The following is a 24,353-nucleotide window of genomic DNA, read 5'->3' on the forward strand; positions in this document are numbered from 1 at the left end:
TGCAGATAGTATCTGGAATGCTTAATCACATTATTCATCAGGTGTCTTAGCGGATACCTGATGAATTTAACAAACACACTATGAATCCATTTGATAAACTATACAAACCAGGTAAAATGACACTTGGTATAGAGTTTCCTTTAGACAATGATTGGTCAACCGAAGGAAATCGCAAACGTTTGGAAGACAACAGACCTTTTGGTGTGCCAGATATCTCCAATCATTTAGCCTTAGCACAACAAATTGACCAAGCAGGATTCGCCGCTTTATGGATGAGGGATGTTCCTGTTTATGACCCTAATTTTGGTGATGGTGCACAATTGTTTGATACCTTACCGTACTTGGGTTATTTAGCTGCAGCTACCAAAAACGTTTTGTTGGGTACGGCTGCCATAGTATTACCACTACAACAGCCTATAAAATTGGCAAAAGCTACTGCTACCATAGAAAATTTAAGTAAAAGCAGGCTTATTTTGGGTTTAGGTTTGGGAGACAGACCTGTGGAGTTTCCTATGTATGGTATCAATTACCAGGAGCGACCAAAGTTGTTTAAAGCACATCTGAAAATAATGCAAGAAGCTTGGAAAACGGAAAGTGATTTATCCCAATTTTATCCGTTTTTAAAACAAGATGTAGCAGTCTACCCTAAACCAAAAAACAAAATTCCTTTGGTAATAGCAGGGCATTCGGGACAAAGTATGGAGTGGATTGCCAAAAATGCGAATGGTTGGTTTAATTATCCCAGGACACCTGAAGAAACCTATCTAAATCAAAAGAAATGGTGCGAAGCTTTGTATGATACCGATCAAGCTTGCAAGCCATACATTTCGGCATTCCACTTAAACCTATTAAAAGATGACAATGCTGAATTTAGACCACATCGGTTTGGTGGTGGGGTTGGTGTGAATCATTTAACGGAGTTGCTTAAAACCTACGAAGAAATCGGCGTGAATCATATGGCACTGCACTTGCGCAAATCAGAAACTCCGGTAAGTGAGTCAATTGCTAAAATAGAGGAAAAGGTTTTGCCTTATTTTGGCATTTGATTAAAAACTTGCCTACAATTTTCCTTTAGTTTAATGTATTCAAGTAAATATTTTCAATTTAAGTATTCAAATTAATAACACATTGTATATTGAAGAGACCGAAAAAAACACATCAAATTTACTTTATATAAAAATATTTATAATGCTTATTTTCAATGATTTATGTTAATTTTTATAATGTTTAAGTACATTCTAAAAACCATTTTTACTTAGGTAAAAGCGATTACTCCATGGATTTCATTTTCTTGTTGAAGTCTTGCCTATTATCCACAGCCTAAGTCCGGACAATTGTTAAGTTAATCATTAAAAGCTACTTCTATGAGGTAGATAGTCCCTTATCTTTCTAGCTTTATTCACACCCAAATTTATCTCAGCCTTCAAGCATTTAGTTGTAGGTTTCAGGTTGTTTATTGTAGGGGCAAAATGCCCATTTTTAGGCGGACATAAGTAAGGCAACAAATTCCTTAAGCACTAAATCCAAGGACAATTTGAACATGCTTTCATTGAAACGGTAAATAATAATAGAATTTATTTAAGTTACCTAAATAACCATTAATGCTGTATAGATGGTGATTTTCAATAAGGTAGCTAAATTACTAATTTTTTAGGGCAATCAATACCTTAGATTTGTCCGTTTTCTTTGAAAAATCTAGAAAGATTTATTTTATCAAAATAGGCCTAAATGGATAAAATAGCCCGATTGTTGTTACAAACTGTCAGATGAAAAAAGACATAATAAGAAGGAACAACGTAAAGCGAATGGGTAATGGTAGTCAAGCCATACTATTTGCTCATGGATATGGTTGCGACCAGAATATGTGGCGATTTATAACTCCGGCCTTTGAAGAAGATTATGACATTGTTCTTTTTGATCATGTAGGATCCGGTAATTCCGATGAAAGTCATTATGATTTTCAAAAATACAATTCTCTAAATGGTTATGCCGAAGATGTCATTTCATTGATTGAAAACCTAGAGCTTGAAAAGGTGATTTTTGTAGGCCATTCTGTAAGTAGCATTATTGGGTTACTTGCAGCAACACAGCGTCCTGATTTATTCCAATCCATGGTAATGATCGGCCCTTCCCCATGTTATATTAATGATGAAGCCTACGTTGGAGGGTTCTCGAAAAGTGACATTGATGAACTTATCGAAACACTTGAAAGCAACTATCTTGGCTGGTCGAGTTTTATTACGCCAATAATTGTAGGAAACCCAGATAAGCCTGAATTTTCAAAGGAACTTCACAATAGTTTTTGTAGCATGAATCCTGATATTGCCAAACATTTTGCTAAGGTAACTTTTTTAGGAGATAATCGCCTAGACCTAAACAAAATGAGCATTCCAGCGTTAGTTATTCAATGCCACCCAGATAGTATTTCACCCGTAAAAGTTGGCAAGTTTGTATATGATAACTTACAAAATGGAGATTATATTCTGCTTGAAGCCTCCGGCCATTGCCCTCACCTTACAGCACCTGAAAAAACAATAGCGGCTATAAAATCATACCTTAAATCTTAGTATTGGAACAGCGTAATTATACAGAGCATACGGAAGACCTTTATCAAAACGCACCTTTCGGCTATTTAACCATTTTGGTAACCGGTGAAATTATCAATATTAATAACACCTTACTAAACTGGTTGAATTTCAAGCGGGATGAGGCCTTAAAAACCATGTTTTTTCAGGATTTATTAGGTGTAGGTGGAAAAATATTCTTTGAATCGCGTGTATTGCCATTATTGCAAATGCAGGAAGAGGTTTCCGAAATCAACCTTGAATTAAAAGGAAAAGGAACCGTGCGCTTTCCTGCATTAATCAATTTTAAAAAGATCCAGAGAAAACCTACCGATGCCTTCGTTTACAGAATTTCTGTACTTGACATTACTCAGCGGAAAAATTTTGAAAAGGAATTAATCAAAGCCAGAAAAGAAGCGGAAGAAAATGCTAACCGACTGAAACGAATCAATATAGACTTGGAAAGGTTTGCTTATATTGCTTCTCACGACCTAAAAGCTCCTTTGAATACAATTGAAAGTATTGTTGCCTTAATTAAAGACGAAAATTTAGTAGAGCCGAATGGGGATAGGGATGAGTTATTTTCTTTAATTACGGTGAATACCAACCGCATGAAAATGATGATCAATGATTTGCTGGAATATTCAAGCATAGAGGATAATTCAAGCAAATTTGAACCGGTTCATCTGAATGAAATTTGCTTGGAAGCTCTTGGAACTTTGGATGAAGCGGTACGCAATAATCAGGCAATATTCAACATTCCGGAACTTCCTGAGGTAGCAGGAATTAAAATCCAGTTGGTACGACTATTCCAGAATTTATTTTCCAATGCGATAAAATACCGATCTCAAGCAGACCCAATTGTAACCGTTTCTTGGGAAAAAAAGGATACTTATTACACCTTCAGAATTAAAGACAATGGTATGGGCTTTGAGCAAAAAGAAGAAAATAAAATTTTCGGTTTTATGGAGCGGCTGAATACATCTAAGACCATTTCTGGTACAGGCATAGGCCTTTCCTCTTGTAAAAGAATTGTAGAAGTACATGGCGGCACCATTGGTGTCACCTCAGCACCGGGAAAAGGGAGCACTTTTTATTTTACCCTTCCAATTAAAAGGTAAGCAATGATCATTTTTTAATTTATTATATAACTTTCTCCGCTGAACAATTTGAAAAACAATACCTGAGAGGAATTACAGCTAGACTGGATCATCAATACAAAGCATTATTTTTTGGGCCAGGAAAAAAGAGATCCATCTACTTAGGAGGTTTTTATTTTCCCCTATGACTAAGCCTTCAATGTTTTGGGCGAAACCAAAATTGAAGGCTTAAAGCAAGTTTCGGGAAGCTATTTTTGGAAAGACGGCAAGCTATAGTCTTATATCAATGTGGAAGATGAATTAGGTTTTGCGGTGATTGATTTTAAGTTTTAGACCTGTGTAAAAATCAAAAGATGCTTCCCTTGATTTCGAATACTTTGAAAGTACACAGATATGGTGTTCACTCCTCGCATACCATTTATTATAAGGTAGAGGATCAGATCAGGATCATTTCTAGACAAATATCTCCTTAAACCCAGATTCTAAGACATCTGCAAAAATTAACGTTATGTTGCTAAATTAAGAGATTTTGTCAGCATTGTTGCAGAAAAAAAGCAACAATACCGCCAAAATCGTTTTATATATCTTTCTCAATTCCATGGATTAAAACCCATGGCTATTGATTATATCATTGTTTCTAGAAAGCGTTAGATGAATTTAAACGATAGGTTTCGTAGTAGCCTGTCCTAATTTCCCTTCAGGGGAAATGGTTTCACCATGTAATAGAAGGTTATTGCCTATCTCGGGTTATGTCAGAAAAAGTATAAGGTCATATTAAATAGAATCGAGGAAATGTTATTGTGACAAAGAAAATTAGACGTTTATTGGATGAACTAAAAGAACCACTCTATCCAACCTCTTACCTTCTCCTAATCCCTAAATTAAAAAATCATATCCGGGTCAGGGCTGCAGCGCTTTTCAAAATGAATTGAAAAACCTTGCTGTTTTCTCCCATCGCCGGATACAATTGCTTGGTTATTGGCTGCTGAATTTAGACAACAGGGTTTTTCTCATTGACAATAGAGATTTTGCTTTCTACTTTTACAGTATTTACCAGGTTGTCCAATACAGGGCAACGCGCCTCTACCTCTTTAATAAGCTCCTGTATCCTTTCAGGGCTTTCGTCAGAATCGATAATCGTTTCCACTTCTATTTTATGGTATCCAGGACGGACATTTTCGTCTATTCCAAGGAATCCCCTCCAGTCTATATTCCCTTTGGTTTCTACCTTGACATTGTTTAACTGAATTCCTTTTAAGGAAGCGACAACTTGATAGGTAATCACCTGGCAAGAGCCTAGAGAGGCCAGTAAATACTCTACAGGATTAGGACCTAAATTTGTTCCTGCCAAAGCTTCTGGTTCATCTGCGATAAACTCAAAATCTCTCGCCGTATTTTTAACTCGGACATGCTCATCCATTTCGGAAGTAACTCTAAAAACTCCTTTTGTTAGGCTCGCATCTTTGTTGGTAGCTTCAATAATTCCTTGAAATGTTCGCTGTACTAATTCTGACATGGTTATTTAAATTAAAAGTTTATAAATAATAAATAGGGTTATATAGGGTGATGCTGAAGCAATCACTCAATTGACTGAATCGTCTTAGTATCGGAAATTGGAAAATGAAATTTACATGCGGCCACGCATAGACTTATCCCTATTATGCTGCAAACAGCAACACAAATGAATCGTCTTGTGGCGAAAAAGTTCCTTTGAAAAGGTGTAAATGATGGGGCTTTGAATTGTCTTCATTACGTCTGTTTTATAGTCCTCTTATTTAAGAGTCTGGAATTGGCACCTTTTCATTTGATGAAGGTTGCCAGTAGGTCATAGAGCCAGTCTCTCGCTACTTCTTTATAAATCAAGACATATATTTTACTTCTTATATGCCTTTGACATGATTGTGGCACAAACTTAGGCATAGATTTCTGAAAACAAAATTATCTTGGTTTCTTTTAATAAAAGAACTTTTGGAAAAAGAAAAGCCAGGTTCCAAGAATAAGAATAGCATTTCTCCTAAAACCCAAATCAACCCCTTTAAAAATGAACGTATCATAATATAATTGGGATTTATTTAATAATAGGCGATTTATAATCCAATAAAAAAAAGCATTATTAATTACCAAAAACTTTGAAAACTAAATTTTTATTTTATATTTGTTTAGGTCCTTTTTCACTATTTAATCCTGATAGCTATGCTAAAGTCCATTATACCTATTTTTATAGTACTTGTGTTTTACTCCTGCAGCAATGGTAAAAAAAGTAGTGAGAACGATTCTTCAAATATTGAGGTCAAATTTGAGTTTTTAGACTCTGTGGTAGTGGAGTCCTTGCTGGAACTCTATCTCACAGACAAAGATCCAAATTCGGAACGCTTACTCTTGAATGAAAAGGAAATGTCGACCTTTTTTCTTACAGACATGAAAGGAAAAGTTCTTTCCCAATTTGAGCTGGCAGGTGAGGGACCTAATGAGGTAAAGTCACCTACACAAGTGGCTTTTTGGAAAGAAGGCTTAGTGGTCAAAGAGGTCTCAGCAGAAATGAAATACAACTTTTTTGATAAGGACCTTAAGAAAATAGACCAAAGCCCAGTAATTGCCAGGAGCATGAATATGCCAGAAATGTTAAATTCAGGCAGACAATTTTCGCTTGTGGAGAAAGAGGAGAAAACCCTTATAGTGGGCCATGAACGCCTAGCTATGGAAGCTGATCTTTGGACTCCTCAAGAACAAAATGGTAACTTTTATGACAAAGCAGAAACGGGATTTATCTTTGAAGTAGGTTCAGAGGATTTGTATCGACTAAACCTCTATCCCGAAAACTGGAAGCCCAAAGTAGAGAAAAAATGGGTGGGTTATACCACTCCATTTATTCAAGTGTCCAAAACAGATAAGGTTGTCGCCATACTCCCACTTTATGGCAATCAGTTGTTTTATTTCCAACTGAATGATAATGGGCTCACTCCTATGTCAGAGATTACCCTTACTCATCCCGAACGCATTGAGGATCAATCCTATGAGATCAATGAAGACAGTTATTTACTTTATCCTTATTTTCGACGTTTAAGTGCTGGTGGTCAATATTTTTTGATCTACTTCTATACTGCCTTCCCTAGGTCTATATTGGATACTTTTAAGACCAAAGGTGGAGAATTATACAATGACCCTGAATTCCAGAAAGCTTTAAAAAAGTATTACCTGGCCAAATACATCTTAACAGATACCAAAGGAAATCAGGCTGCCATTGCTGAACTGCCAATACCAGGTGAAGTTCATTTTATGGACGCTGATGATATCATCTATATCAAGCCAACATCGGAAACAGAAAAAGATTACAATGTCTTTTACCGCTATCGAGTTTCGTTTGAATGAGGGAATATTATAATATGGAGGAAATCTTGGCCTATGATATTTGAGATTGTTTTTACCACTGAAGCAATGGAAGATAATTGTTAAAATGAACACCGTAAACTAGTCTATACTTCATAATAACTACCTTTCGCTCACCTCTGATACTTCTTAAAGTTCTCGGCTTGTTCAAAGATCTCTTTGTATACCTCATCCCTGTCCACAGGAGGATAATCATTTTCGGCCAATAAAATAATCAGGTCTACTTTTAATTCTGCCTTGATGTCATCCCGCTTGCTCCAATCGGTATATTTTGCTTTATCATCTACCACATCCTTTACCAACTGCGCCAAGTGAATCAACTTGTCCTCAGGATAAACAAAGTCATACTTTACAGCCAATTCTTTCAGTATATCATAAAAGGCCTTTTCTTCAAAATCTATCCCCATCTCAGCAAAAGAATCCTTCTCCTTTTTCATGGCATAATACAGGTCGATGATTTCGTTGGTAAAGTCTTCCAATACCTCACTTTGAAGCACATCAGCCTCTTTTCGTTCATTGTATTTCTCTACCAAATGCTGCATCTTCTTAGAGAAATCAACACCTTTTATCTTGTTAATTTCCTTAAATTCATCGATGGTTTTCGTTAATAACTTTTGCAGTAATTTGATCTTTGTATGGGGCAATTTGATTTTATCGATCTTGGCCAGGTAATCAGCTTCAAAAATATCCACCTGCTTCTGATCTTCCTCCCCAAGCTTAAAGATTTCCTCTACGCCTTCACTCAAAATGGCCTCATGAATCATCTCCCGAACTTTTGCATTCATCTGATCGGTATCTGGAACCTCCCCTTTGGTCAATTTGAATACGATGGACCTCACCGCAATAAAAAAATGAATCTTATCTTTCTCGGCATTGCTAAAAGCCGCACTGCCAGAGCAAATATCATAAGCTGCCTTCATCCGTTTCACTAAATTCATAAAGCGCTTTTCCAATTGCTTGGTCAACTGCACAAATTCAGCGGCCATATTCAGGGTATTTAATTGCTCCAATGGAGAACCATTGAAGTAATTGCTGTAGTCGAATTTATGAAATATAGCTTCCAATAAATTCATATGGTCCTTCACCACTACAATGGACTGCTCAATATCCTCGAAGTTTTGGCTATCAATGGTTGAATATTGCTTCAGCGCCAGGTTCATCTGCTTTTTAATTCCGATATAATCCACCACAAGGCCTTTTGACTTTCCTTCAAACTTCCGGTTAACCCTGGAAATCGTCTGAATCAGACTGTGTTCCTGTATGGGTTTGTCTATGTACATGGTATCCAAAAAAGGCACATCAAAACCCGTCAACCACATGTCCACCACTATGGCTATCTTGAAGTTACTCTTGGCATTTTTAAACTGCCTGTCCAATTCCTTTCTGTATTCCTGAGTCCCCAAAGCATCCCAAAGCTCTTTAACATCATCCTTGCTTCGAGTCATCACCATATTTACCCGAGCCATGGGCTTAAGTTCTCTCTGATCTTTTTCAGTCAACTCCACGCCCTGTTCGGCTACCAAAACCTCCGCCCAAGCAGGTCTCAAGCCAATGATTTCCTGATAAAGCATATAGGCAATCTCACGGGTGCTACAAACAAACATCGCTTTCCCAAGAAGGGTGCTTCCTTCTTCTACTCTTGTTTCATAGTGATTTACAAAATCTTTTGCAATGGCTTCAATTCGTCCTGGATCTCCCAAAATCGTTCTCATCTGGCTGATCTGACGCTTGCTCTCATCGATCTGGTATTCATTCGCTCCTTCTTTAGCGACTTTATTGTAATAGGCCTCTATTTCCTGAAGCTTATGGTTTTCAAGCAATACTTTCGCCGCCCTCCCTTCATAGACTATCCTCACCGTAATCTCATCCATTACCGATTCGGTCATGGTATAGGTATCTACTATGTCCCCAAAAACATCCATAGTGGCATCGATAGGTGTTCCGGTAAAACCCACATAAGTGGCATTGGGCAAGGAATCGTGTAGATGCTTCGCAAAACCAAAGCTCTTCTTCACTCCTTGATCTGTAACACGGACTTTCTGATCCAGATTTGTCTGGCTGCGGTGTGCCTCGTCTGAAATACAAATCACATTGCTCCGCTCTGTAAGCAATTCGGTATCCTCATTGAACTTGTGAATTGTGGTTAGAAAAACTCCTCCGGAGTTTCTTCCCTTTAGTTCCTCCCTGAGATCAGCCCTACTTACTACCGACTTGATCACATTGTCTCCTATGAAGTCCTTGGCATTGGTAAATTGTGCACTTAATTGATCGTCCAGGTCCATACGATCCGTAATCAGCACAATAGTAGGACTGGCAAAATCCACACTCTTCATCAGTAAACGGGTAAGGTACAGCATGGTAAAGCTCTTCCCACATCCTGTGGCTCCAAAATAGGTTCCACCCTTACCATCTCCATAAGGAAGCTGATGCTCCTTGATATTCTCAAAAAGCTTGGTAGCCGCATAATACTGAGGATAGCGACAGAGGATCTTTTCATCCTTCCTGGAACTATCAGGTAGGTAGATAAAATTATGAACAATGTCACAAAACCGATATTTGTCCAGCATACCCTGGATCAACGTGTACATTGAATCTATTCCATGCACTTTGGTAGAAAGTCCGGACTGTGGATCGATTTCTTTATCCAAACCTGCGATCTTCCTCCATGAGTAGAAGAACTCATAAGGAGCAAAAAAACTCCCAGCCTTGGTATTCACACCGTCACCGATAACGCAAAAGGCATTGTACTTGAATAGGTCTGGAATATCTCGTTCGTATCTAGTAGTCAACTGAACATAGGCAGAATGCAAGGAAGCTTCCTCCCTTATGGCTGACTTAAACTCAAAAACGACTAGTGGCAAGCCATTTACATAGAGTATACCATCTGGGATGCGCTTTTCAAACCCCTGAATTTCAAGCTGATTAACGATTTTAAAAATATTTTTATCAGGTTCGGCGTAATTGATCAAAGAGATAAATATATCTTTCTTTTGATGGTCTTCACGTTTTAGCAGAAAACCATCACGAACCCAATTCATAATGGTTTTATTGCTCTCATAGAGATCGGACGCTGGTAGTTTTTCCAATTCACGAATGATCCCAAAGATTTCCGCTGGAGTAATCTTCTGCGCTGCATAAGATTCCTGTAGAAAAACCTGCAAATCCTCACGCAACAACACTTCTTCCTTTCCACGTACAAGCACATCCCCTTGCACATAAGGATAACCCTGCGCTTCCAAAAGCGAGATAAAGGCCTGTTCAAGTTGGGATTCGGTGAATTTCATTTGGTGTAAATTATTTTCCAATGACCTGTTGTTTCTCCTTCTCTTTCTATATATTCTTTTTTCTTAAGAGCATCTGTATGTTTTTGAACAGCTGATTCATTAATGCTTAATTTTTCAGCTAATTCTCTCCTGGATATTGTAGGATTTGAAACAATAAGTTCAAATACCTCTCTTTGTCTTGCTGTCAAATTATCTACTTGACCACCTACTTGACCACCTACTTGACCACCTACTTGACCACCATCTGGTTTAAATAAAGTCACTTGAACACCTCCATCTTTTTCTATAATCTCGGGTTCCGGTAGATCGGCTTCGGTACAAGCACTAATAATCCTCAACGTTCCTCTTCCCCAAGCATCGATATAGCCTGATTTAAAGCAAGCATCGGCAATTTTGGGATTTCTAGGTCGGGAATTATGCTCTATCTTCAAACTTGCGACATCTAAGCCATAGGGCAAAGCACCTTCGTTCCATATAGTTAATCTATCATCATAAACCCTAAGCTGAATAGCAGCTCCCATGTAAGTCCTATGAACCAGCGCATTGAGCAACATTTCCCGAAGTGCTGCAAGAGGATATTCTCCCTTTTCGATCCGATGCATCCCTACAAACTCCACCGGACGAGTCAAAAACTTGTAATTAAGCTGAATCTGCACTTCACTGAGAAGGTAAACCAAGTTCCCTTCAATTACTTCTTGGAACTTCAAGTCAGAACTATCTCTTCCGAACCGCCCTATTTTCACCAACAGATTGGGGAAAAACCGGCTTGGATCTTTTCCAAACAAAATCAAAGCAGCACGCTTTAGTTTGCTGTTTTCCAGCAAACGCAATTTCTCCAAAATCTGTAATGTGGTAAGTCCTGAAGTTTTTGGTAATCGCCCTTTTTCTTGGCTGTCCGCAATATACTGTTCAAGGCTTGTATCATCAATATCGCGTAGAGAGGCACCTTCCTCAATCACGTCATCCCAGGTTTTCCCAGCCTTTTTAAGCAAAAACTCATTCAGTTCTATTCCAGTCAATTCCATCTTGGTACTTCCGGTACGGTAGTAATACCGCCCTCTTAGGGAAACTGGTACAGAATAGGGATTGACTTTGATTTCTATGTATTTCAAGGAATTCTCTTCAATCAAATTAATATCACAGATAATCCCCATGGAGTTACGAATCTTATTTGGAATAGAATCCAAAAGGTAATGAAAATCCTTCAAGCCCAGCACCTTGCCCTTATCATCCTTTCCTATATAGATTAAACCACCAATGGCATTGGCAAAGCCACATATCCACTTCAGGTAGTCGTCATGCCAGCTTTGCTTCCATTCTATATTTTGGCTTTCGGTCATTGGACAATCAATTTGAATTCTTTAGCATTCTGAAATTAAATTTTAGAAATAAGGTTTTCATATCTATCCTGATGATATTCACCTTTAAATCCATGAACAATTTTCTTGTATTTTATATCTCCAATTGCTTTATGCAAATATGCTTCATGGATAAAATTTAAATAGAACACGATTTCACCTAGACATTTATGAAACTCTCTGAAATCTATATCAGCATTCATAAAAGTTTCTATATCTCTATAGTTAGCCTTCAGACGAAGTCGATATAAAATATTCAAAAGAGTTATTTCAGGGATGGTTCTGTAAATTATGTCCCAGTGTTTTTTCTGAAAAGACTTGACAAGGTTTCCATTCCTGTTCTGAAACTCACTTCTTTTTGAATGCTCCTTTTCTCCTCTTTTTCTTTTATTTTCTGCATTTTCCTTTCTTGTCGACTTTAAAAACACTCCTATTTGCCCTTCCGCTTTTTTTAAAGTGTCAATTTTTTTCAGACCATTAAAGTCTTTATCAAATTTTGAATCTAAAGTCAGCCCTGAGTATTTAAAGTCTTTATACAATCCATTTGCATAAAAACTGATAGCATCTGGGAAATGCCCATCTTTAACTGAATTTCCAAAGATTTTTATGGACTTTTCATGGTTGTCATTGGCAATTCCTTGCGTTTCATGAAATGCAGTCATTGCCAAATAAATCGAATAATAAGCTTGTGGAAAGTGCCAATGCAGTGCAAACTTAAAAAAGTCATCTGTTTCCACTTTGGAACTCATATTAAAAGCTACTTCTGTACTCCAAGCGTTCCACAATAGCTTTCGACAATCATCAATTATAAGTTTAGAGTTTTTAATTTTTATCTGATTATAGAAGGCTATTTTCTTGAGGTCGTACCGGTCAGAATTGTTAAAAATGTGATAATTAATTGCAGAAAAATGATTAAAGAAGACCCTAGATGGAATCGCCTTCTTAAAATCTTCAATAGACGTTACTGAACTTAGATCAAACAAGTTTGCCATATTATTACTTTTTTATTTAGTGTCTAACGGCACCCTCACCCTCCCACTAATCAACTCTGGTAATAAGGTATCTCGAAGTTGAGTTAGAATTATGTTTTCGTTTAAGGTTGCCTTGTTCTTAAGATTTAAAACTTGACTATAAAATGAATCTAGAACTTTATCCTCTGAAGGTACTAGTACCATTTCTGCTTCTAAAAAGTAAGGAGTTTGGAAATTAGCAATTCCAGTACTTTGATTTTGATACTCCCACATTTTGCCAAGGCCATAAATAAAAGTTAAATGCTCGCCACATAAAACACCGAATTTTTCATTGATCGGTTTGAGTCTTCTGCAGAAAGATGCGGGCTCAGCAATTCCGCCTAATCTTTCAAGAATGTTTTCAGTTAATCTTATCGACCTTCCTGTAGATTGTGTTGGGCTTCCACCGGAAACTTCAATTACAATATCTCCAACTTCTAGCTTTCTGGTTTTCAATTTTTTCAACTCAACAAATCTAGTGGGAGTTGATCCCAAATCGCAATTCTTTAAGCTTGGAATATCGGTTCCTCTTATGATTTTTACTTCTTCTGTATGTTTTTCATCAGGTACTTCTTTCCCCCAATCTCCTCCAATCGTAGTTTCAATAAGGTCTCCAAAACTCTTCACCTCCCATCCCTCAGGAATCCATTTTCCCAGCGTCTCATTATAGACAAAAGAAGAGGGAAACTCTTTGGCAAGATCAGGGGATTTTGATATAAGTTTCTTTGAATGTGGGACTAATGCTCGCTTCTCCGCCATTGCCTGCAATTCCTCGGGAATATCATTGCCTGCTGCCAAGGCATTGTCCATCACCGGATCGAAGTCCACAAACCAGCTTTTAAACAAAGCTTGTGCCATGGCTTCCAGGGTTTGGTTCATCTTCCTGTTCAGCTCAATCTTGTCATCTAAGGTCCCTAAAATATGGGCTATGGCTTTTTGTTCGGGTAGAGGGGGAAGATTGATAGGTAAAGATCTAATGTTATATAAAGGAAGTTTTCCTTGTGCAGACCCAACTTTTCGAGAGATTATTTCCTGTTGACCAATTGGTGAAATTAATTGATAATAAAGAAATTTTGATAATATTTGATTATCAAAGTCTGTAACTCTTGCTGCATTTTCGGTTAAATTTGCACCATGAAAAAAACTATCAATCTGGAAAACCATTCCAATAGTATGTCCAACAATTGCTAAACAGACATCTCCCTCATTAACAATATATCTTGATATTGAATTTTGTGTTTCAGATTCCAAAAACTTTAAGTTATCTTTCTTTATAATGCCATCTGTTACATCTACAAGTCTAATATAAGGCAACATTGTATTTTTTTGCACTAATTTATGCCCTTTGGGTAGCCTCTTACCACTTTTAATGTTAGTCACTTGGTCAAGTGTTACAACTTTCCACTCAATCATACCCCAAAGCCTTTAAGTTCTCCAAAATAGCTTGATCCAAGTGCTCAGCTTGAGCCATTTGTTCTTTCAGTACCGCCGTAAGCTCTGTCATTTTATCCTCGAAGTGAACCCCATCGTCCTCTTCCTCAGCCACCCCTACATAGCGCCCAGGAGTCAGAACATAGTCGTTGGCTTGGATCTCGGAAAGTGTGGAGGATTTGCAATAGCCGGGAATGTCTTCGTACCTGTAGTTCCCCTCCTTTTCAAGGAGGGGTGCCTGCAAGGCGGGGTGGTTCTCTTTCTCCTCCTGCTGTGCCTGCAAGGCGGGGTGGTTTTTTTCTTGATCTAAACCAGTTGACTGCAAGTCACCCTGGTTTTCTATATCCTCCTGACCTTCAAACCAACCAAACTCCTCTTGAATGGCATTTAAAACAGCCTCCGTATTCTCGAAAACTTCCTTGTTCTCGAAACGCAGGACTTTGATACCAAAGGCATTTAAAAACAAATCCCGCTCTCGATCATATTCTTCTTGAACCACATTGAAATGTCCCTGCCCATCTAATTCTATGGCCAGTTTTTCTGAAGGACAATAAAAATCCAGTATGTAATTCCCCACACTATGCTGTCTTCTGAATTTTCTACCCTCCAGTTTTTTGTTTTGCAGTAGTGTCCATAAGCTGGCTTCAGCAGGAGTTAGGTTGTTTCTAAGTTCTTTTCTGAAGGTTTTAAGGTGGGGAAGGTTGTTTATTTTATAAGCTGCTTGGGGTTCGGATACCGTGGTTTGTGTAATTAAACCACCCCGGCCTTGGGCTTGCGTGAATTGGTTAATAAAACCACCCCGGCCTTCGGCCACCCCTCCTTGTGAAGGAGGGGAGCTTTGATTGGTTTGGCCTTTGGCCACATGTTCTGTTTCAGGAGGGGAGCTTTGGGCTGGTTCATTTTTGGCGACTTGATTTGTTTCAAGAGGGACGTGGTTGCGCCAGGTGTGGTAGGTGTTGGCGATTTGGGATATGTCTTCTTTGGTGAGTTCTTTTTGGGTGCGGTCGATCATGGAGCCGATTTGTCGGGCATCTATGAAGAGGGTCTCTCCTCTTCTATCTCGGAATTCTTTTGTTGGATCTTCCGGATGAGGACGTCTTGTTTTGTTTTTAGTTATAAACCAAAGACAAACAGGTATTTGTGTAGTATAAAACAATTGCCCCGGCAAGGCAATCATACAGTCCACCATGTCTTTTTCGATCAGTTCCCTACGGATATCTCCTTCTCCTGAGGTATTGCTGCTCATAGAGCCATTGGCTAGGACAAAGCCTGCTGTTCCATTCTCGGAAAGTTTGCTCAGCATATGCAGAATCCAGGCATAGTTGGCATTCCCTGCCGGAGGGGTAGTAAATCCCGCCCAGCGTGAATCATCCTCCAGTTCGCTTTTCTCCCTCCATTGGCTTTGGTTGAAGGGAGGATTGGCCATGATGTAATCGGCCTTGAGATCAGGATGCTGGTCTTTGAAAAAGGTATCGGCAGGTACATCTCCAAGATTTGCAGTAATGCCTCTGATAGCCAGGTTCATTTTTGCCAATTTATAGGTAACCGCAGTGTATTCCTGACCGTAGATGGAAATATCCCTGGTATTGCCCTGATGGCTTTTGACGAATTGTACAGACTGCACAAACATCCCACCGGAACCGCAAGCTGGATCATAGATCTTTCCTTTATAAGGCTCCAGCATTTCAGCAATCAGGTTTACAATACTTTTGGGCGTATAGAATTCTCCTCCGCCCTTTCCTTCGGCCGCTGCGAAACGCCCTAGAAAATACTCGTAAATCCTACCTACCACATCTTCCTCTGCATCGCCTACCGTATCGATATTGTTCACCGTATCCAGAAGAGCCGCCAGTTTACTTGGATCCAGATTCAGTCGGGAAAAGTAATTGTCCGGCAAAGCTCCTTTCAGTGAAGGATTGTTTTTCTCTATGGTGTGCAAGGCAGTATCCACGATAAGTGCGATATCGTCCTGCTTGGAATGCCCAATCACATACGACCAACGGCTTTCGGGAGCGAGAAAGAAGACATTCTTCATATTGTAGAATTCCCTCATCTCCAGGTATTTTTCCTTTCCCTCAGCGATCAATTCAGTCCTACGTTCTTCAAACTTGTCTGAAGCAAACTTCAGGAAGATCAGACCTAGTACTACGTGTTTGTATTCAGAACTTTCTACCGTTCCTCTTAATTTATTGGCTGAATCCCAGAGGGTTTCCTCCATGGATTTTTGATTCTTTTTGGGCTGTTTTTTGGCCATTAATGCAATTAATTATTAAGTAATAGAATATTGATACAATAGCAGTCTTTATTGCATCAAGCGTTTACCGCCGGAATAAAAAAAATCTCCGACTTCTTTCTCTTCCCTAAAGATATAAAACTTGGCAAGAATTTGATGTACTTTGGCGCAGGTATTCAAACTAAAATCAAAAGTATTTGACAATAAACGCTAAAAACAGTCCCTCAATCTAAAAAAATACGGATAAAACTGTCAATAAGCGATTTTGTCTGCACCCTTGCGTATAAAGAAAGCTAAAATGCAGACAAAATCATTAAATAATCAATTACCAATCCAAGGGTTCACCCCATACCATAAAACCTCACCATAACAGGGGTGTTATGAAATCTAAAAATCAACACCTAAAACCCTCAGTCAATTTCTTTATTCAATTAATTCCAATAGTGATAAAACCTTCCAGGTTTCACTCGTCTAATTCTAACAGCAGGCTGATGATCAACAAAACCTGAAAGGTTTCCGAATTTTACGTAATCATTAACAATTAACCATTTACAATTATCCAAAAAACCCTCCCAATCCTTACCATCTAAAAGCCAGGCAAGGTTGAAAATGGCCATCTTACCTGAGTAGCCTTTTGGATCTTCGCCTTCTCCTTCAAAGAATAGGTAAATTAATCCTTCACTTGGAGTACCGGCTCTTCCGGCGGTCATGGATGAATAGGCAAACTTGCCTTCTTCTACCAGTTTGTTTACCGGCCAGGTTTTGCCACCATCGAAGCTGGCCCAGACGGTGCCATGGTTTCTGCCGTCATTGGATACTATATTGCTATATAGCAACACATCATGCCCTTCGATTGGCAGTCTAATCAAGCCTGCCATCAATCCATAATCACCGCTTTGGTCTCCATCAGGTAATTCTTCACTGACGTATAGGCCTTCCCAGGTTTCTCCTCCATCTTTACTGTGCGCAATATGCCTCATTCTTGGGTTCAAGCCATCGGTGGACAGGTGCCGGCGGGAATTGTAGTAGATGGTTCCATCGGAAAGTTCTGTCAGCGTGGCTTCGCCTGTTCCATTGGCAGGAAAAGGGGCGCTTGTGTGCCAGGTTTTTCCTGCATCATCAGAATAAATGGCATTGGTATAATGGTTGGGCCAAAACTCCTTGTTGTTTCCGCCGTCATAATTGCGGGTTGCCCGAATCAATCTGCCTTTCTTTTCACCGAATTGTAAGGTAATGCCATGCTCATTCATGTGCATGGAAGGTGTATTACCCATATTATCGGGCATCAATGTGGTCTCTTCTGCAGCCCATGTTTTCCCATGGTCTTTACTTCTGTACATTTTATAGGGCGAAATGGGATGCCCTTCTTCTACAAAGGCCAAAATATCTCCATTGCTTTCATCCACAATCACTCCTCCCCCTTGGAATCCGGGCTCAGCCAATTTATTTATTGGTCCCCAGCTTTTTCCTCCATCTTCACTCCTGCGTACCTGGTAACTTTTATTTCCCCATGTGGCTACAATCGAACCGTCTTTGGCCGTCACGACATTGGGAAAACGCTCTCCTGCAAAAATCTCGCTTAGCTCAAAAACCGCTTTGCCATCGTTCCAAAATTCATTTTTGGTTTTTGGATTGGCACAGGAACCCATAATCAAAAGGAGTGCGATAAATACAGATTGTCTCACTAGAGTAATTTTTTTGGTACAAATAATAAATCAAAACAGGTAAGGTAAAGTTAAACAATCGCTCTTTTGCTAATAATAAGCTTACTTCCCTTGTTAGTCATAGGGTTTTATGTCTACTGTACCTACCAGAATATCAATAATAACCATAATCTCTATAATTAACTGTACAGAGGTGAAAATAATCCTGCATTAGTTTAAAGAAGCACAGGAATTCTTAAAAAAAAATTAAAGCATAAATTGTAATCCACTGAGAATGAATAATGAAAACTATAATGCATTTATTTTAGGAAAGATTAGAAAGACATTATCCAGATTTGTCTATATATTTGAAATTTGTAAGACATTTTAACAATTTTTATCCAATGAAATATATTTTTGCATTTTTATTTTTTGCATTGATTTTTAATAAGGCAGTATCACAGGAAAAATACTTACCCGGCTATGTAAAGACCTTAGAAGGGGACACCATACCTGGGCTAATTGACTATAGAAACTGGGATAACAACCCGAAAACTGTATTCTTCAAACAGAAGGGACAGGACAGGATAAAAGTTTACAAGCCCTTAGACATCGCCGAATTTGGGGTTTTGGATGAAATCTATGTAGGCGCTGCAGTGGAGAAGGAAGTTACTAAGAATACGGTATATGTACACAGTGAATCTTCGGCCTTACAGGTGAGAATGGATACAGTATTCTTACAGACATTGGTATTGGGTAAAAAATCCTTGCTAAGCATGAAGTCTTCTGGCAAAGAGAATTATTATATCAAAGAAGGAAACAATTATACCCTTCTAAAATACAAGTGGTACCTTACTGAACAAAAGGGGATACAACTCAAGGAAGAAAACTTAACGTATAAGCGCCAACTGGCTTCTTATTTAGGTGATTGTTTATACATGATGCCTTCTCTGGAAGATGCTCAGTATAATAGCAATAGTTTGGAGAGCATTTTTTTGAAATATTATGAATGTACGGATAGACTGCCCACATTTAGAAAAGTTAGGGAAAAAATTGTAGCTGACTTAGGCATTTTGACAGGAGTATCTTCAACATCAATTTCAATTAATAGTAGCCAAGTTTTTGACATTCAAAGGATTAATTTTCCAAGGGATTACAGCGTAGTCGTAGGTATTTTTGTTGATTTAATACTGCCTAGAAAGGAACGTAAATGGTCTATTTATAATGAGTTACTTTACTCTCATTATAATGTAAGTGGGGGTTTTCAAGACTTCACTAATGAAAATGACTATATAAATGTAGAAGGAAAATTGAGTTATGGTTACCTTAAATTAAATAATTTAGTGCGTTTTAAGTATCCATTGAAAAGTTTTAAAATTTTTGCCAATGCAGGAATTTCAAATGGTTATGCCTTGAGTGAAACCATCAAAAAATCCACTTTTAAAAAATTCTATACTTCAGAAACCAATAATGAAAGCAAGTTATTGGATAAAACACGTCGCTATGAGCAAGGGCTAATACTAGGATTAGGAGCCATCAAAGGACGACTATCAGGAGAATTCCGCTATGAGAGAGGTAACGGGGTGTCCGATTACATTTATTTGGGTGTACGAGCGGATCGTTTTTTTCTACTGGTCAACTATCGGTTAAATTAAATTTGAATCTAGCCGTTTGATGAATGTGAAAAACAATAGGTGATGGAGTGATAGAGTGATTGGGTGATGGAGTGATTTAGTGATTTAGTGATGGGGTGATTGGGTGATGGAGTGATTTTTTTTAAATGGTTTTTCTTTTGCCGACAAGTAGTACCCATGGTTCCTTGTCTGGGGCGGTGAAGGTCTGAATGGTTCCCGTTACTTTGGCTTCCTCTAAGAATGCACCTGTCTTTGGATTGAACCATTGGTAAGGCATTTCAGGTGTTAATTCACTTAAAGTTATATCACCACCTTTCTTAAGGTAACTCACATAAAACTCACCTGACTTGGCCAAACAAGGCTTCCCTCCTGCCAAGTCTTTTCGCTTTTCCATATCAGTAAATGGCATTCCTTCCAGGGCTTTGGCTAAATAACCTACATAACGCGAGCCTTCTAGATCCAAGGCTTCCTTCCAAGAGACCTCAGAGTTGGCCCATTCAGGCCATCCGGCCTCATCACCACTTACTTTCCACTGCCAAATGCCTCCTGCACCATACACCACTCCCATGGTACCTCCTGACATTAACTGCATCCAGGCTTCTTCCCCTTGCCACCAACCGGCACCATTTTCCGGATCCCGAATACCTTCATAAGTAGGTTCACCATTGGCCACTGCTTTGGTGGGTTTGTTCTCATACATTAGCTCCACCTTATCGTAAATACGTTTGGCAGTATGACCGGTTTGCGCCCACTGGAAATCCAACCAATCGGCGGCTTGATAAGCTTTGTTATAATGCACCTTATAAGTCTCCGGGTCAGCCCAATTAGGGATAAAATCATCAAAAGGATTGTAGTGAATGCCGGTAGGCTGTTGGTAAGCATCCCAAGCTTCAACAGTCTCGCCTCCTTCTTTAACGCCTACTTCTCTCCCCATTCCATCTGCACCTACCAACCACATGGCAGGCCGAGCACCATAGCGAGCCACCAAGTATTTGCAATAGCGGGCATATTCAACAGGATTAACGTTCTTGCCCAGTACCTCTTGTCCTTTCCAACCATAGCCATGAAATACCGGTTGATAGACAGGTACAATTTCATTGGCAACAAGGATACTCATTAGGCTATCCATGTATTGAAAATAATCCGCATTGATATGATTGATATGGCCCTCCATCAAATCCGAAAAAGCAACAGCAAAACCTTGATCCGTATCCCGGGCATTGGGGCCGGTAGCTCCTTTGTCAGGCTGAATGGTCATAAGTAAAGCGGTATTAAAACCTTTTTCGCCACGATCTTGGGCATAATGGGCCGTATTTTCATAGGTAGACCTCCAGGGCATGGCCCAAGGGGTATCACCCACCACGATAAAAGGCGTACCATCCGCATGCACCACATTTCGTTTACCCTCAGACATGCGCAACAACCCATGACGTAACAATTGATTATTCCCGGTGTAGGCCACACTTTTTAGTCTTCCCTCTTGTCCATGCAAGCCGGTATCACTGCTATCAGAAGCGAGGGTATGCCACTTCCATTCGCCTTGAGCAACAGGAGAGGCAAAGCGAACTTTCCAGTTTTGCCCTCCATCCCAGAAGGCAGGTCGGCGTAGTTTTTGTCCCTCAGGGCCTATAAACTCGGCATACATTTCTGCATCCGTATAGGGATTGTTATAGGTATTGGCAGCCGTAAAAACCAGCTCTATTTCCTCCCACTGAGGGGCCTCAATGGCAGCTTTTTCGGATTGAGAGGGAGTACAACTAAAGAGAAAATTACTAATAACAAATAGAGCAAAGACAATTCTCATGGGCTTCAAATTTTTATTATTGCCTTGACAGTAATGGTTTAACTGTCAGCAGTTAAGTGTATAGGTAAACGAAATCATAGCAAATACCTAATTTCCGCAGCCTATTTCTTTAACCAATTGGTTCTTGTTGAGATAAATGCTTTCAGGTTTCACTCAGCGAATTTTAACATGGCGCTGATTATCAACAAAACCTGCAAAGTTTCCGGGTTTTAGTAAATAGAAAAACCATCCTTATGATCCGGACAATACAAATAAACAGAAATTGCTCCTATTTAATGAATGCTTTTCAAAAAAGATGGTAAATGGATAAAGTTTGGCAATTGTATTTTATTTTAATCCTAAAGTAGGTACGTTTATATTCAAAGCAACCTCTACTTAAGAAAATGCAGTATCGGCTTAAACTTTTCTTCTCAGCTGCTATTATTAAACCAAAGGCCGGATATCTTTTGATCCGACCTTCGTGATGGTTAATTTGGTGTATAAACATGGCCAATTTTCCTATGATATTGTAGGAAAGGAAAAACCACCCCCACCGAAATTTAATTAATGCTTTCCAATACAGGTTTTCCTCTCCATACCTGTGGCATCTCCAAGCCAAATATCCAGGCAATGGTGGCCGCTGTATCATAGGTCATGATCAAGTCCGAGATTTCATGGTTCTTTTTTATACCTCTACCTTCAATTATCCAGGGGATATATATTTCTTCAAGACTTTTTTCTCCATGGCCTTTTCCGACTCCGCCATGATCTGAAGACAACATAAAGATAGTTTCATCAGCAATGCCCGCCTCTTCAATGGCCTGGTAAATAAGCCCAATTCTTTTGTCCACATTTTTGAGTTCCGCATAATATTCCGGAGTATCATGTCCAATCCCATGTCCTACGCCATCAGGCTCATTCAGGTGGATAAACATAAAATTTGGTTTTTCCTCAACAATTATTTCCACAGCCTTGTCCGTACATAAATCATCTCCATCTACATGGGTAACTATATCTATGGCTCCTTTTTCCAGCAAGTATTCAATACCACCCCAGCTAAAAACAGCGGCAGTCTTGGCCTTTGGCATTTGTTCCCTAATTAGGCCAAATATGGAAGGGTAAATCCCGTAATTGCCAATTTTCGCAGATGGAATTTCAGGTGTTTTGCTACCCCATTCGGTATATCCATGGGCTGTAGGACCTGAAGCCATCAACATTGAAGCCCAATTTACAGCACTTGATGATGGCAAAACCGTTCTGGCTTTCAGGCTATAACTTCCTGATTCCATGATCTTTTTTAAGTTGGGCATTTCTGCTTTGGGGAAGGCATAAGAACCTAAGCCATCCAAACCCAACAATACCACATGTTTTACTTTTTTCACTTGGGCTTGCAAGTTACCAGCTGTCAGCAACATTGCCGGCAATAACAGAATTAAAGTTATTCTTTTACAATTCATTTATTGTCTTGGTTTATTATTAATTGATTCAGTACAAATTAGGTATTCGAGGGCAAGTTTAATCAAATACTTATCAATTCAAAAGGCTGTTCATCCCAATGAAGGGAAATAATCAGTCCTAATATAAAAGTTTGCCTTAGCCTATAGCTTTAAATATCTTTTGACCGTTATTGACTTTCATTTAATTAATTTGACCTTAATTAAAATATGAAAGGTAAAGACAAGGTAATTATCTAGTTATGAATAATTGTAAGTCCTTAAAAATAAACACATCTTGCCCTGGTAACCCTAATTTAACCTCTCTTTGTAGAGATGAAAAAGCATTTAAGTATTCTCCTATGTCAATAAAAATTCAACTCAATATTATTAAAATAAGTGGTATATTGATTTTCAATTATTCCATTCGTTTTGATCCCATTTATTGAAAATAATTCTTCCATAAGGAAAGCTTTTCACTGTATTTCTTTTTTTGCAATGTTAATAGGATTTGCAAGTCCAACTTTTGCAATTAACCCTGATCGGGAATATATCAGGACTCCTGACTCCGTTGCTTGGAATTATGAACAGTTGAGCATTACAACAAAAGATCATTTTCAGTTAAACACATGGATCTACGAAGCAAATAAAGAGAACAATAAAGACACTGTAATTGTCCTAGCCTATCCGGATGCTGGCAATATGTCCTATTTTGTCTACCAGGCGGCTATTCTAGCCAATGCAGGCTATACGGTAGTAACATTTGATTATAGAGGTTTTGGTAAAAGTGACGATTTTGAAATTGAACGAGAATACCTTTACTACACAGAATTTGCATGGGACCTCGAAGCTGTGGTGGATACCATTGCTGAAAAGTTTAATGATAGTAAAATTGGTGTTTTGGGAATGTCCATGGGGACAACAATTGCTTCTCGAGCTTTTCCAAGTATAAAGGATAAAGTTGATTTTATAATTGGAGAGGGTTATGTAACGGATACCTCAGCTATCATTGAGCGCTATAAAGCATTGGAGAAGAACCTGATTCTCCCTGAAAAGCCTAAAAAATACAAGAAAGCAATAAAAGCCATTGACATTCCACTATTGATCTTTACAGCATCTAATGACACGATAACCACCCACCAGGATGCTGAATCCCTTTACCAGTTACTTGGTCAAAATTGTGAAGTCGTGAAATATTCAGGAGAGCACCTGACAGGATTCCAGGTAGACTATGAATACAAAGGTTTCGGTGGTTGGTATGTCGAGCAAATCAATTTCTTTTTAGACAATGCGGCATCCTAAAGTCAAAAAAGCTATACTTAACTGAATCCATTATCCAGCATAAAAAAGGATAATAACTGTTCATATGGCATTAAGCATGGAAATGCTAGACTACATTAACAGCCAATAAGGAAATTTAGCAGAAATCTTGTTTACTTTGAATGAGCACAATGAGATTCATTTACCAATGTGGAACTGCCACAGACAAACGA

The 24,353-nt window shown here is 38.8% G+C and carries 15 protein-coding genes and 1 riboswitch; of the genes, 6 read left to right on the plus strand and 9 right to left on the minus strand.

All coding sequences use genetic code 11. The features are described from left to right. Positions 1-80 precede the first annotated feature (80 nt). The 3 genes from Q4534_RS01595 (at position 81) to Q4534_RS01605 (ending at position 3,685) form a co-directional block, all read left to right on the plus strand. Complete coding sequence (locus Q4534_RS01595) at positions 81-1,046, plus strand: TIGR03571 family LLM class oxidoreductase (RefSeq protein ID WP_303611415.1); 966 nt, start codon at positions 81-83, stop codon at positions 1,044-1,046. Between the two features lie 720 nt (positions 1,047-1,766). Further along, on the plus strand, positions 1,767-2,567 hold the full coding sequence (locus Q4534_RS01600) for an alpha/beta fold hydrolase (RefSeq protein WP_303611416.1): 801 nt from the start codon (positions 1,767-1,769) through the stop codon (positions 2,565-2,567). Positions 2,568-2,569: 2 nt separating this feature from the next. Beyond that, positions 2,570-3,685: an ATP-binding protein gene (locus Q4534_RS01605; protein ID WP_303611417.1), complete on the plus strand. Its 1,116-nt coding sequence runs from the start codon at positions 2,570-2,572 to the stop codon at positions 3,683-3,685. A 970-nt stretch (positions 3,686-4,655) separates the two neighbouring features. Here the strand turns inward: Q4534_RS01605 and Q4534_RS01610 are convergent. Further along, entirely contained in the window at positions 4,656-5,180 is a 525-nt protein-coding gene (locus Q4534_RS01610) for an OsmC family protein (RefSeq protein ID WP_303611418.1), read from the minus strand. Positions 5,181-5,421: 241 nt separating this feature from the next. Next, positions 5,422-5,525: riboswitch (SAM riboswitch) on the minus strand. A 332-nt stretch (positions 5,526-5,857) separates the two neighbouring features. Here Q4534_RS01610 and Q4534_RS01615 point away from each other — a divergent pair. Beyond that, positions 5,858-7,033 carry a hypothetical protein gene (locus Q4534_RS01615; protein ID WP_303611419.1) on the plus strand — a complete coding sequence of 392 codons (1,176 nt, stop codon included), beginning with the start codon at positions 5,858-5,860 and terminating at the stop codon, positions 7,031-7,033. 131 nt (positions 7,034-7,164) lie between these two features. Here the strand turns inward: Q4534_RS01615 and Q4534_RS01620 are convergent, their stop codons facing one another. From Q4534_RS01620 to Q4534_RS01645, 6 genes are all read right to left on the minus strand, one after another. Further along, positions 7,165-10,335 (minus strand): type I restriction endonuclease subunit R, encoded by a 3,171-nt coding sequence (locus Q4534_RS01620; RefSeq protein ID WP_303611420.1) that lies wholly within the window; start codon positions 10,333-10,335, stop codon positions 7,165-7,167. Continuing rightward, positions 10,332-11,675: an ATP-binding protein gene (locus tag Q4534_RS01625; protein ID WP_303611421.1), complete on the minus strand. Its 1,344-nt coding sequence runs from the start codon at positions 11,673-11,675 to the stop codon at positions 10,332-10,334. Before Q4534_RS01625 ends, Q4534_RS01620 begins: the two co-directional genes overlap by 4 nt. A 35-nt stretch (positions 11,676-11,710) precedes the next feature. Continuing rightward, a complete protein-coding gene (locus tag Q4534_RS01630; RefSeq protein ID WP_303611422.1) occupies positions 11,711-12,685 on the minus strand; it encodes a hypothetical protein in 975 nt (324 codons plus the stop codon). 12 nt (positions 12,686-12,697) lie between these two features. After that, a complete protein-coding gene (locus Q4534_RS01635; protein WP_303611423.1) occupies positions 12,698-14,116 on the minus strand; it encodes a restriction endonuclease subunit S in 1,419 nt (472 codons plus the stop codon). After that, a complete protein-coding gene (locus Q4534_RS01640) occupies positions 14,109-16,388 on the minus strand; it encodes an N-6 DNA methylase (RefSeq protein ID WP_303611424.1) in 2,280 nt (759 codons plus the stop codon). Before Q4534_RS01640 ends, Q4534_RS01635 begins: the two co-directional genes overlap by 8 nt. Before the next feature lie 410 nt (positions 16,389-16,798). Further along, positions 16,799-18,052, minus strand: coding sequence for an exo-alpha-sialidase (locus tag Q4534_RS01645; protein ID WP_303611425.1), 1,254 nt, complete (start codon positions 18,050-18,052; stop codon positions 16,799-16,801). Positions 18,053-18,414: 362 nt separating this feature from the next. Here Q4534_RS01645 and Q4534_RS01650 point away from each other — a divergent pair, with 362 nt between their 5' ends. Beyond that, a complete protein-coding gene (locus Q4534_RS01650) occupies positions 18,415-19,665 on the plus strand; it encodes a hypothetical protein (RefSeq protein WP_303611426.1) in 1,251 nt (416 codons plus the stop codon). A 121-nt stretch (positions 19,666-19,786) separates the two neighbouring features. Here the strand turns inward: Q4534_RS01650 and Q4534_RS01655 are convergent, their stop codons facing one another. Beyond that, the gene (locus Q4534_RS01655) at positions 19,787-21,448 is read right to left on the minus strand and encodes a DUF4038 domain-containing protein (RefSeq protein ID WP_303611427.1); all 1,662 of its coding nucleotides are present in this window, start codon (positions 21,446-21,448) and stop codon (positions 19,787-19,789) included. 539 nt (positions 21,449-21,987) lie between these two features. Further along, entirely contained in the window at positions 21,988-22,884 is an 897-nt protein-coding gene (locus Q4534_RS01660) for an alkaline phosphatase (protein ID WP_303611428.1), read from the minus strand. 474 nt (positions 22,885-23,358) lie between these two features. On the opposite strand from Q4534_RS01660, the gene Q4534_RS01665 reads away from it, so the two are divergent. Next, entirely contained in the window at positions 23,359-24,162 is an 804-nt protein-coding gene (locus Q4534_RS01665) for an alpha/beta hydrolase (RefSeq protein ID WP_303611429.1), read from the plus strand. Positions 24,163-24,353: the final 191 nt, after the last annotated feature.

The organism is Cyclobacterium sp. 1_MG-2023 (assembly GCF_030546805.1).
Classification (GTDB): Bacteria; Bacteroidota; Bacteroidia; order Cytophagales; family Cyclobacteriaceae; genus Cyclobacterium.